Annotated in this window: 8 protein-coding genes and 1 pseudogene; 4 read left to right on the top strand and 5 right to left on the bottom strand. The window is 72.4% G+C overall.

Features of this window, described 5'->3' with window-relative positions; translation table 11 throughout:
- A pseudogene (locus ABZ646_RS28915) lies at nucleotides 1-1,137 on the bottom strand (amino acid permease); the annotation flags it as partial.
- A gap of 60 nt (nucleotides 1,138-1,197) precedes the next feature.
- Nucleotides 1,198-2,148 carry a LysR family transcriptional regulator gene (locus tag ABZ646_RS28910; RefSeq protein ID WP_360524954.1) on the bottom strand — a complete coding sequence of 317 codons (951 nt, stop codon included), beginning with the start codon at nucleotides 2,146-2,148 and terminating at the stop codon, nucleotides 1,198-1,200.
- Nucleotides 2,149-2,250: 102 nt separating this feature from the next.
- On the opposite strand from ABZ646_RS28910, the gene ABZ646_RS28905 reads away from it, so the two are divergent.
- Nucleotides 2,251-3,498, top strand: coding sequence for an MFS transporter (locus ABZ646_RS28905; protein WP_360524951.1), 1,248 nt, complete (start codon nucleotides 2,251-2,253; stop codon nucleotides 3,496-3,498).
- Here ABZ646_RS28905 and ABZ646_RS28900 read toward each other — a convergent pair.
- Nucleotides 3,434-3,895, bottom strand: a complete 462-nt coding sequence (locus tag ABZ646_RS28900; protein ID WP_360524957.1) for a universal stress protein — start codon at nucleotides 3,893-3,895, stop codon at nucleotides 3,434-3,436. The two genes, ABZ646_RS28905 and ABZ646_RS28900, sit on opposite strands and share 65 nt — an antisense overlap.
- Nucleotides 3,896-3,977: 82 nt before the next feature.
- Between ABZ646_RS28900 and lysX the strand changes: the two genes are divergently transcribed.
- Both lysX and ABZ646_RS28890 read left to right on the top strand, forming a co-directional pair.
- Nucleotides 3,978-7,250 (top strand): bifunctional lysylphosphatidylglycerol synthetase/lysine--tRNA ligase LysX, encoded by a 3,273-nt coding sequence (gene lysX / locus ABZ646_RS28895; RefSeq protein ID WP_360524948.1) that lies wholly within the window; start codon nucleotides 3,978-3,980, stop codon nucleotides 7,248-7,250.
- Between the two features lie 149 nt (nucleotides 7,251-7,399).
- Entirely contained in the window at nucleotides 7,400-8,233 is an 834-nt protein-coding gene (locus ABZ646_RS28890; RefSeq protein WP_360524945.1) for a polysaccharide deacetylase family protein, read from the top strand.
- 30 nt (nucleotides 8,234-8,263) lie between these two features.
- Here the strand turns inward: ABZ646_RS28890 and ABZ646_RS28885 are convergent, their stop codons facing one another.
- Entirely contained in the window at nucleotides 8,264-8,938 is a 675-nt protein-coding gene (locus tag ABZ646_RS28885) for a class F sortase (protein ID WP_360524942.1), read from the bottom strand.
- A 335-nt stretch (nucleotides 8,939-9,273) separates the two neighbouring features.
- Between ABZ646_RS28885 and ABZ646_RS28880 the strand changes: the two genes are divergently transcribed.
- Nucleotides 9,274-10,173: a hypothetical protein gene (locus ABZ646_RS28880; protein ID WP_360524939.1), complete on the top strand. Its 900-nt coding sequence runs from the start codon at nucleotides 9,274-9,276 to the stop codon at nucleotides 10,171-10,173.
- A gap of 107 nt (nucleotides 10,174-10,280) precedes the next feature.
- Here ABZ646_RS28880 and ABZ646_RS28875 read toward each other — a convergent pair whose 3' ends face one another.
- Complete coding sequence (locus tag ABZ646_RS28875; protein WP_360524936.1) at nucleotides 10,281-10,964, bottom strand: hypothetical protein; 684 nt, start codon at nucleotides 10,962-10,964, stop codon at nucleotides 10,281-10,283.
- Nucleotides 10,965-11,153: the final 189 nt, after the last annotated feature.

Here is an 11,153-nt window from a genome sequence, read left to right as displayed (position 1 = left end):
GCTGGCCGGCGCCTCGCAGAAGACGGGTTCGAGTCCAGGTGCGCACATATGTCACCCGGGTCGGCACGTGCCGCGTCGGTGCGTCTTCGCGAACCAGGCGGGCAGCAGCCCGTCCCGGGACATCGAGAACCAGACCCGGGTGACACCGAGCATGAAGGTAAACATCACCGTGAGGATGCCGATGATCGCGCCCACCGCGATCACGTCCGCGAGCCCGCTCAGACCCACCGACTTGAACGCCGTCGAGAAGCCGCTCTCCGGGTCGATGTCCTTGTAGTTCTGCATGCCCGTCAGGACCAGACAGGCCGCCACGTACAGCACCATCGAGATCGCCAGCGAGTAGATGATCGCCTTCGGCATGTGCCGTTGCGCGTCCTTCGACTCCTCGGCCGCCGTCGACATCGCGTCGTACCCGAAGACGGCGAAGAACACGGTGGCCGCGCCCGTGAACGCCCCGGTGACGCCGAACGGGAAGAAGGGGTGGTAGTTGGCCGTGGTGATGTGGAACACGCCGACACCGACCACCAGCAGCACCACCAGCACCTTCAGTACGACCACGAACGTCTCGAAGCGGGCAGCGCTGCGGATGCCCTGGTTGAGCAGGTACGCGATCAGCAGACACAGGACGGCGGCGAACAGGTCGACGCGGTGCCCGGCGCCGGTCCCGGGGGCACCGAGCATCCAGTGCGGCAGGTTCGCGCCCATCTGCTCGACCAGGAAACTGAAGTAGCCCGAGATGCCGATCGCCACCACCGCCACGATCGCCGTGTACTCGAGCAGCAGGTCCCAGCCGATGAACCAGCCCGCGAACTCACCGAGCACCGCGTAGCCGTACGTGTACGCCGACCCCGCCTTGGGGATCAGCCCGGCGAACTCCGCGTACGACAGCGCCGCGCACGCGCTCGCCACACCGGCGATCAGGAACGAGACCAGCACCGCGGGCCCCGCCGTCTCGTTGGCCACCGTGCCGGCCAGGGTGAAGATACCCGCGCCGATGATGCCGCCCACGCCGATCGCGGTCAGCTGCAGCAGCCCGAGCGATCGGTCGAGCCGTGCGCCCTCGGTGACCTCCGTTTCCTCGATGTGTTCGATGGGTTTGCGACGGAGAATTCCTTCGCCCATGCGGAGCCTGGCCATGTGCCTCACTTCTTCGCCGATCGCGAACGGCTGACGGCCGATCATGATGGCTCAGCGGCGTCACGGACGGAAGACGCCACGCACGGTCTCGGCCCAGCCCGGCGTCCAGGTCCGCGCCGCGGTGCCCGGCGGCCGGGTGGCTGTGAGATGGGTGCGCAGGGCGACCAGCCCCGGGTGCGGGTTGGCGGTGGTCCACACCAGGGAGTGCGGGTAGACGGGGGTCGGGTCGGCCAGCGGGATGCGGCGCAGTCCGTGACCGTCCGGCCAGGCCAGCTCGGTGCGCTCGCTGACCAGGGTCGCCAGACTGCCGGAGCCGGCGAGCGCGTCCTGCAGCGCCCCGGAGAAGTTGGGGCCCGAGGCGTCGATGGTGAGGCCGAACTCGGCGGCGAGCGAGGCGTAGTACGCGGCCCACTCGGTCCCGTCCACGATGCCCGGCATCCAGATCCGGTGCCCGGCCAGCTCCCCGGGGGTGACCGAGCGGCGGCCGGCCAGGACGTGCCCGGGGCCGGTGAGCAACTGGACCGGCTCGTCGTACACCCGGACCGACTCGACGCCCCGCGGCAGCGGGCGGCCGGGCATGGCGACGGCGCGGAAGGACGCGTCCACCGAACCGGAGCGCAGAGCGGTGAGCGCCGAGTCCACGTCGAAGAGGGTGACGACGTCCAGGGCGATCCCCGGATGCGCCTCGTGGAAGCCGCGCAGCAGCGCCGCGGGGGCGAGCCGGGCGCCGATCACGTCGACCCGCAGTGCCCGCCGCCCCGGCCGTACGGATGCCGCCGCCCGATCCGCGGCCAGCAGCAGCTCACGGGCGTGCGGCAGGAAGGTGCGGCCGTCCACGGTCAGGTCGGCACCCCGGGCGGTACGGATGAACAGCCGCACGCCCAGCTCGCGCTCCAGCGCGGCGATCCGCTTGGAGACGGCCTGCTGGGTGACCGCCAGCACCGCCGCGGCCTCCTGGAACTGCCCCGACTCGGCCACCGTGACGAAGGTGCGCACCGCTGTGAGGTCCACCCCCACACAGTACAACCGATGGTTGTGGCAGCCCGGCCGCCAGTTGTTTGATTCCGCGGCCACCTGCACGTTTTCATGTCCCGGGTCAACGGGAGGTTGTACATGGGACGGCGGTTCGGGTGGCTGTGGGCCGCGTACTCGGTGAGTGCGCTCGGCACCTATCTGGCCTTCGACGCGTTCTCGGTGATCGCCGTCGTCGCGCTGCACGCGGGCTCCGCCGAGGTGGCGCTGCTCGCCGCCTCCGGACCCGCCGTGGGCGCGCTCGCGGCGGTGCCGCTCGGACCGTGGGTGGAGTTCCGGCGCAAGCGGCCCGTGATGATGGCGATGGACCTGGTCAGGTGCGGCGCGCTGCTGACCGTGCCCGCCGCCTACGCGCTCGGTCTCCTCGGACTCGGCCAGATGCTGCTCGTGTCCGTCGTCACGGCGGCCGCCGACATCACCTTCAACGCGGCCTCCGGTGCCTTCCTGAAAGGACTGGTGCCCGCCGACCGGCTGCTCACCGCGAACGCCCGCTTCGAGTCCACGAACTGGACCGCACTGGTCCTCGGACCACCCCTCGGCGGCGCCGCGATCGGCCTGTTCGGACCCGTCACCACGGTGACGGCGAACGCCGTCAGCTTCCTGCTCTCCGCGCTCGGCATCCGGGCCGTCGGCGCCGGCGAGGCCCGCCCCGGGCGCACCGGCGGGGACCGCCTGCGCGCCGCCGACCTGCTGCACGGCTGGCGGCACATCCTCAGCAGCCCCGTCCTGCGGCCGCTGTTCTTCAACAACCTCGCGGGCAACGCTCTGATCATGGTCGCCGCCCCACCCCTGGCCGTCCTCATGCTCGGCCGGCTCGGCTTCACCCCCTGGCAGTACGGCCTCGCCTTCGCCGTGCCCTGCCTCGGCGGCCTCCTCGGCGCCCGGCTGGCCCGCCCGCTGGTCGCCCGCCACGGACAGCTGCGTGTGCTGCGCGCCGCCGCCACCCTGCGCGCCGTCTGGCCCGTCGGACTGGCCCTCGTCCGCCCCGGACCGGCCGGACTGGTGCTGGTGATGGTCCTGGAGTTCGGGGTGATCACCTGCTCGGCCGTCTACAGCCCGGTGTACGCCACCCGCCGTCTCGAGCACATCCCGGACGACCGGATCGCCCGCACCCTGTCCGCCTGGTCGATCACCGGCAAGGCCACCACGGCCGCCCTGACGGCCCTGTGGGGCCTGCTGGCGAGCCTCACCGGACCCCGCACCGCCATCGCACTCGCGGGCGTGCTGCTGCTGGCGACCCCCCTGCTGCTGCCCCGGGAACCCGCTACGGAACGACCGTCACCGGCCACCGTCCCGCCTTCACCAGACGGATCGCCACAGACCCGATGAACCGGTGCCCCGCCTGCTCGGACGAGCCCACGACGACCGCGTCCGCCTTCAGTTCGTCCGCCGCCTTCACCATCCCGTTGTAGGCGTCGCCGCGGAACGTGTGGAACTCCCAGCGCACCTCGAATATCCCCTTGACCCGCTCGGCCGCGTCCCTGACCTGCTTCATCAGGTCCTCCGCGATCTCGTCGGTGGTCTCCGCCACCGGCGCCCCGAGCACCGCCCCCGCCGCGAGCACCGGCTGCACGTACACCACGGCCAGCAGCGCGCGCTGCCGCCGGGCCAGACCGCCGGCGTAGGAGAGCGCGCGCAGTGAGGAGTCGGAGCCGTCCACGCCGACCACGATGACCTTGGGCCCGTCCGTGCCCCGCTCGAACCGGTGTTGTTCCGCCACGGTCAGAGGCTATCGGAACGCGCAGGTCCGCAGGCAGCCCGGGGCCGCTCGACGGGCGCGCCGGGCGCGCCCTTCCTACAGTCGGAACATGAGCGCGGCCGTGCAGCCCGCCACGGGCAGGGACCCGGCGGGCCGGATACGCCCGCCCGCCGCCGGGCGGGCGTACTGGGTGCCGGAGGCCTTCGGGTCCTTCTTCGGTGCCCTGGCCCTGCTGTGCGCCCTGCTCTCCTTCATCGCCCCGCTGCGCGTCCTGCTCCGACCCGTTGTGCACTTCATAGACGCCGTCGTGGTGCCGGTCAGCCCCAACCTCGCCTACGCCGTCTTCCTGTTCCTGCTCGGCGGCGCCACCGCGGCCCGCAAGAAGGTCGCCTGGTGGCTGCTGGTGGTCTACCTCGGCCTGCTGGTGCTGACGGACGTCCTGATCGTCGCCTTCGGCTTCGACTGGTACTCGTTCAGCTCACTGCTGGTCTGCGGGCTCGCCCTCGCCCTGCTGATCGTGGCCAGAGGGGAGTTCTACGCCGCCTCCCGCCGGGCCGCGGTCCGCCGCGCCCTCGCCGTCCTCCTCGTCGGCCTGCTGCTGGCGATCCTGGCCGGCTGGGGCCTGGTCTCGCTCTTCCCCGGTTCGCTCCCGCACGGCCAGCACCTGGCCTACGCCGCCGACCGGGTCTGCGGCGGCCTGGTCTCCGGCTACAGCTACGGCGGCCGCCCGCCCCGCTTCGTCGCCTTCCTGCTCGGCCTCTTCGGCGCCCTGGCGCTGCTCAACGCCGCCGCCACCCTGTTCCGTTCACAGCGCCTGGAAGCGGCCCTGCACGGCGACGAGGAGAGCCGTATCCGCGCCCTCCTCACGGCCTACGGCGACCGGGACTCCCTCGGCTACTTCGCCACCCGCCGCGACAAGGCCGTGGTCTTCTCACCCAGCGGCAAGGCCGCCGTCACCCACCGCGTCGAGGCCGGCGTCTGCCTGGCCAGCGGCGACCCCGTCGGCGACCAGGAGGCCTGGCCGCACGCCATCGCCGCCTGGCTGGACGTGGCCCGCCGGCACGCCTGGGTGCCCGCGGTGATGGGCGCCTCCGAGGACGGCGCCAAGGCCTACGTACGCGCCGGGCTCGGCGCCCTGCAACTCGGCGACGAGGCGATCCTGCACGTCGCCGACTTCGACCTGGGCGGCCGGGAGATGCGGGTCACCCGGCAGGCCGTCAACCGCGTCCGCCGGGCCGGCGCCACCACCCGGATCCGCCGCCACGCCGCACTCACCGAGACGGAGATGGAGGAGATCGTCGACAGGGCCGACGCCTGGCGCGACACCGAGACCGAACGCGGCTTCTCCATGGCCCTGGACCGGCTCGGCGACCCCGCCGACGGCGACTGCCTGCTCGTCGAGGCGCTGGCCGAGGACGGCCGGCTCCTCGCCCTGCTCTCCTTCGTGCCCTGGGGCGGTGACGGCATCTCCCTCGACCTGATGCGCCGGGACCGCGCCGCCCCCAACGGGGTCATGGAGTTCATGGTCGCCGACCTGTGCGCCGCCGCCCCCCGACTGGGCGTGCGCCGGATCTCGTTGAACTTCGCGGCCTTCCGCTCGGTCTTCGAGGAGGGCGCCCGCATCGGCGCCGGACCGGTGCTGCGGCTGTGGCGCCGGCTGCTGCTGTTCTTCTCGCGCTGGTGGCAGCTGGAGGCCCTGTACCGCTCCAACGCCAAGTACCGCCCCGAGTGGTACCCGCGCTTCCTCTGCTACGGCGACGCCGGCTCGCTGGCCCGCGTCGGCCTCGCCTCCGGAATCGCCGAAGGCTTCGTCTCCGTACCGTCCCTGCGCAAACTCTGGGGAAAAGGGCACCCGAAGGCCGGACCGCGTCCCGTCGAGGGGCCGCGGTCCGCGCCGGTGCCCGGTCCCGTCGGAGGGGGCGAGGCCGGGGCCGGCGCCCAGGACACCGGACTGCCGGACCAGTTCCGGGTCCGGCGCCGCACACTGGAACGGCTGCGGGCGGCCGGGGTCGACCCCTACCCGGTGGCGGCCGGTACCCCGATCCGCGCCCTCGCCGAGGTCCGCGACGGCGAGACGGCCACCGTCGCCGGGCGGGTCATGCTGGTCCGCGACTTCGGCGGCATCCTCTTCGCCGTGCTGCGCGACTGGTCCGGCGACCGCCAGCTCGCCCTCACCCGAGACACCTGCCCCTCCGCCCTCGACCGGTTCAGAACCGACACCGACATCGGCGACCGGATCACCGCCACCGGCCGCGCCGGCCGCAGCGACCGGGGCGAGCCGACCGTCTTCGTCACCGACTGGCAGCTCACCGCCAAGTGCCTGCGCCCGCTGCCCGACAAGTACCGCGGCCTCGCCGACCCCGAGGCGAAGGTCCGCCGCCGCTACCTCGACCTCGCCACCAGCCCCGCCGCCCGGTCCGTGCTCCGCGTCCGTTCCGCCGCCGTACAGGCACTGCGCCAGGGCCTGCTGGACCGTGGCTACCTGGAGGTCGAGACCCCGATGCTCCAGCAGATCCACGGCGGCGCCAACGCCCGCCCCTTCATCACCCACATCAACGCCTACGACCTCGACCTCCATCTGCGCATCGCCCCCGAGCTGTACCTGAAACGACTGTGCGTCGGCGGCCTGGAGAAGGTCTTCGAACTCGGCCGCGCCTTCCGCAACGAGGGCGTCTCCCACAAGCACAACCCCGAGTTCACCATGCTGGAGGCCTACCAGGCGCACGCCGACTACGACGTGATGCTCGACCTCGCCCGCGAACTGATCCAGGGCGCCGCCACCGCCGCCCTCGGCTCCCCGGTGGTGCGCAGGGACGGACGGGAGTACGACATCTCGGGGACCTGGCCGGTCAGGACCGTGTACGAGGCCGTGTCCGAGGCACTGGGCGAGGAGATCGGCCCCGGCACCGAACTGCTGCGGCTGCACCGGCACTGCGACCGCACCGGAGTGCCGTACACCCCCGACGACGGTCCCGCGGACGTCGTACTGGAGATGTACGAGCGCCTGGTCGAGGAGCGCACCGAGCTGCCCACCTTCTACAAGGACTTCCCGACCGGCGTCTGTCCGCTCACCCGGCAGCACCGTGCCGACCCGCGGCTCGCCGAACGCTGGGACCTGGTCGCCTTCGGCACCGAACTCGGCACCGCCTACTCCGAACTGACCGATCCCGTCGAACAGCGCCGCCGGCTCACCGCCCAGTCGCTGCTCGCCGCCGGCGGGGACCCCGAGGCGATGGAACTCGACGAGGACTTCCTCGCCGCCCTCGAATACGCCATGCCGCCCACCGGCGGGCTCGGCATCGGCGTCGACCGGATGGTCATGTTCCTCACCGGCCTGACCATCCGGGAGACGCTGCCCTTCCCCCTGGTCCGTCGCCGCTGAGGGCCGCTCCCTCCGGCGACTCGCCGTCCCGCGCCCTGCTTGACCGTTTCTTTCCGAAACCTCCGCCCGCTGGTCCGTGCGGGTGTTTTCAGCCCGCCGCACCGGTGTCGAAGTGGTGGGCCGCAGCTCTGCCGGGCGACTGATGGATCATGCAGAAGGATCAGTTGTTCACCCGGCGCCGGCTGCTGCTCGCCGGCGCCGCCGCCCTGGGAGCCGCGGGCACCGCCGGGATCGTCGTGGCGGGCGGCGGCGAGGGGGCGGCCCACCAGGCCGCCCCGGCTGCCGGGCCCGAGGCCCGCCAGGCGCTCAGGTCGTCCGCCTTCCGGCTCCAGCCGCTCACCGGCTACGGCCCGCCGCGCACCAAGCCGCGCAAGCTCAAGGTGCGCAAGGAACCCATCCTGAAGATCTCCGAAGAAGGCCGGCAGATGATGCTGACCTTCGACGACGGCCCCAACCCGAACTACACCCCGCACATCCTGGACACCCTCGCCAAGTACGACGTGCGGGCGATGTTCTTCCTGTGCGGGGAGTGCATCGTGGAGAACCGGGAGCTGGTGGCACGGATGGCCGAGGAGGGCCATGTCGTGGGCAACCACACCTGGACGCATCCGCTGCTCACCACCCTGGACCGGGCCGAGATCCGCGACGAGATGGAGAGCACCAGCGACGCCATCCAGGACACCTACGGCGAACGCCCGCAGTGGTTCCGCGCGCCCTACGGAGCCTGGAACAAGGTGGCCTTCCAGCTCGGCGCCAAGATGGGCATGGAGCCGATGGCCTGGACCGTCGACAGCACCGACTGGACGACCCCGGGCACCCGCACCATCGTCGACATCGTCGAGAGCGGCGCCGCCCCCGGTGTCGTCGTCCTCTCCCACGACGCCGGGGGCGACCGCTCGCAGAGCGTCAGCGCACTGCGCGAGTACTTGCCCTACCTGCTGGACGAGGGCTACCACCTGACCGTGCCGCGCCGGCGCACCTGAACGGGCCGCCGCCCGCCCGGTCGCGCGTCCTCAGCGGACCTCGACCAGGCGGGCGAAGACCACCACGTTCCCGTCATAGCCGTTCTGCTTGGAGAAACCGCCGCCGCAGGTGATCACCCGCAACTCCGGTGTGCCCTTGGACCCGTAGACCCGGTCGCCCGGGAAACTGGCCTTCGCGAACACCTCGATGCCGTAGATCTCGAACACCGCGGTGCTGCCGTCGACCCGGCCGACCTCGACCCGGTTCCCCTTCTTCAGGGAACCCAGTCCGTAGAAGACCGCCGGGCCCTTGGTGTTGTCGACATGGCCGACGATCACGGACGTGCCCTTCTCCCCGGGCGAGACACCCCCGGTGAACCAGCCGGCCAGGTTCGGGTCGTCCGGCGGCGGGGCCGCGACCCAGCCGTCCGTGTCCAGGCCCACCGCCATCACGGGCGCGTCCACCCGGATCGCGGGGATCCTGATCCGGTTCGCCGCGGAGAACGGCAGGGGCGAGGGCGCCGTGGCGAAGGTACCCGGGACCGTGGTACGGCTGTCCGGGGCGGCGGCCGAGGCCGGCTGCGGCGGTCCGGCGTCGAACTCTCCCGAACCGTTCCGGATGAGCGCCAGACCGGTCAGCAGAACAAGCGCTATCACGCCCCAGGGGGCACGCTTCCTCCGCCGCTCCTCCTCTTCTGCCACCTCGGAGAGTTCGGACGCAGACATTCGCCATCCCCTTTCGCCGCGGCCGTCGCCGCGTCCGTATCGCGCATGGGAAAACGCTAAGTCCCGTGCGCACGGGCGGCGACGGGGCGACGGGCGAACGGGTGGCCCGCGGCGGTCGCGGTGCGCCATCCGAGTTGCCGTTCCCAGGTTTTTTCTGACGGTCCGTGACCTGCGGCAATATCCGATTGTGTGCTTTTCCGTCGGCGTGTCTCCTCACCAGTACGGACCATTCTCGAAATGCGGGCGTGTTCCCGGCATCTGAGGGTCTGTTCGGGAGGTGCTTTCTCGCCGATCGACCGGGGACGGTTCCCGGGGCGCCTTCCGCGGAGGAAGAGATGCGAAACTCACGTGCGCTGGCGGCCGCGTGCACCGTGGTCGCCCTTCTCGGGGTCGCCGCCCCCGTGGCCGTCGCAGACGGTATGGGCAACGGCGGCGGCCCGGCCAACACCCAGGCCCCGGTGGTCGGCGGAGTCGGCGTCAACCCGGGGGTCGGCGTCGCTCCCGGAGTCGGCGTCGCTCCCGGAGCCGCGGTCCCGGCGATCCCCGCGGTCCCGGGGGTCGTCGTCGGCGGAGTCGGCGGCTTCAACGGGCGGGACAACGTCAACGGACGGGACAACTTCAACGGACGGGACAACTTCAACGGACGGGACAACTTCAACGGACGGGAAAACTTCAACGGACGGGAAAACTTCAACGGACGGGACAACTTCGGCGGCCGGGGCGGGGACGGCCGGGGTTGCGACCGCGTCCCGGGCGGACGCGGGGACGACGGGCTCGGCGACGAATTCGGCGGCCCGGGCGACGACGGACTGGACAACGACTTCCGGTGCCGGGGCGGCGACGGCGTACGCAACATCGTCGCGCAGCCCAGGGCGATCGCGAGCGGGGCCCGGCTCACCGTCACCGTCAACGGCTGCCGTGGCGGCGTCATGAGCTCGCGGGCCTTCCGGACGACCTCGCTGTACCCGTTCGGTGGGGAGATGGCGCGCGGTGTCGCCACCATCGACCGGGACGCCCGGCCCGGCCCGTACGACCTCACCGTCCGCTGCGACGGCCGGACCCTGACCAGGCCGGCCGCCTTCGCGGTGCTCGGAGGGGTGCACGGCGGTCTGGGCGGCAGCACCACCAGCGGGGCCACCCAGGCCGACATGGCCATCGGCGGCGGCCTGGTGGGCGCGGCGGTGCTGGCCGGCTGCGGGTTCTGGCTGCGCCGTCGGCACGAGAAGAGGTTCTGACCGCTCGGCCCCTGGTGCGGCCGGTGCCCCCGGTCCCTCCGGGGGCCGGGGTACCGCGGGCCCCGCGTCGCCGTGGCCCGTCGCCGGGAGCCGGTCACCGGGGCGGGTCAGGTGCCGTCCTCGCCGGTGCGGCCCTGCGCGCGGCGGTACGCGGTGCCGACCGAACCCAGCACGAGAGCCGCGCCGAGCCCGATCTCCTTCAGGTCGAACCCGTCGAAGCTGCCGCCCTCACCGGCCCGCACCCCTCGCGAGGGGGGCAGGGGCTGCGGATTGAGTTCCTGGCCGCGGGCGCTGGTTCCACCGCTGTCGCTGTACGTTCGCCCGCCGGTGTCCCCGTCGGTCCGGCCGCCCGTGTCCCCGCCGGTGCGGCCGCCGCTCTGCTCGTCCGCCCGCCCGTCACCGCGCCCGTCCGAGCCGCCCTCCGAGACGGCGAGTTCGGTCGATCTGCTGGTCCCGTCGCAGTCGAACGTCACCCGGTACGAGCCCTGCGACCGCACACCCCGGCCGACGGTGGCCGTCCCCGAGTCCTGCCCAGCCGGAATCCGGATCGTGTCGAAGAGGCTGGAGGCGACCGTCGCGGTGCCCCGGCAGCCGTCGCCGCGGTCCAGGTGGAAGCTGACCCGGCCGCCCGCCGCGACCGTGGACGGCGTGACGCGGAAACCGAAGGGTGTGGCGTCACGGCCGCCGCCCCGTCCCTCCTCACCGCCGTCGTTCGCGAGGATGGCCGGAGCGGACAGGGCGAGGGCGCCGACGCCCAGCAGTGCGGCGGAAGCGACGCGTATCGCACGCATGGTGGTTCCTCCGGTCCCCGAGGGGCCGCACGCGGACCTGTTCCGCCAGTGCCGGAAATGCACCCCGGTGATCGGAACGCTAGGAACAACCGCACACGCGCGCGAACGCTGTAGTGCGAACGGGGGAGCCGGGTGGGCCGTCCGGGGGACCCGGACGGCCCACGCGCCCGCTGAGGGGCATGGGCCGAA

The sequence above is a fragment of the Streptomyces sp. NPDC007162 genome, from assembly GCF_040634175.1.
In the GTDB taxonomy this organism is placed as follows: Bacteria; Actinomycetota; Actinomycetes; order Streptomycetales; family Streptomycetaceae; genus Streptomyces.
Note: the sequence above shows the minus strand (reverse complement) of the source record. Positions and strands in the feature narration are given on the sequence as shown.

Coding starts and splice junctions, on each gene's coding strand:
- ABZ646_RS28875 (WP_360524936.1), bottom strand. CDS start 10,964: ATGCGTGCGATACGCGTCGCTTCCGCCGCACTGCTGGGCGTCGGCGCC.
- ABZ646_RS28905 (WP_360524951.1), top strand. CDS start 2,251: ATGGGACGGCGGTTCGGGTGGCTGTGGGCCGCGTACTCGGTGAGTGCG.
- ABZ646_RS28885 (WP_360524942.1), bottom strand. CDS start 8,938: ATGTCTGCGTCCGAACTCTCCGAGGTGGCAGAAGAGGAGGAGCGGCGG.
- lysX (WP_360524948.1), top strand. CDS start 3,978: ATGAGCGCGGCCGTGCAGCCCGCCACGGGCAGGGACCCGGCGGGCCGG.
- ABZ646_RS28880 (WP_360524939.1), top strand. CDS start 9,274: ATGCGAAACTCACGTGCGCTGGCGGCCGCGTGCACCGTGGTCGCCCTT.
- ABZ646_RS28890 (WP_360524945.1), top strand. CDS start 7,400: ATGCAGAAGGATCAGTTGTTCACCCGGCGCCGGCTGCTGCTCGCCGGC.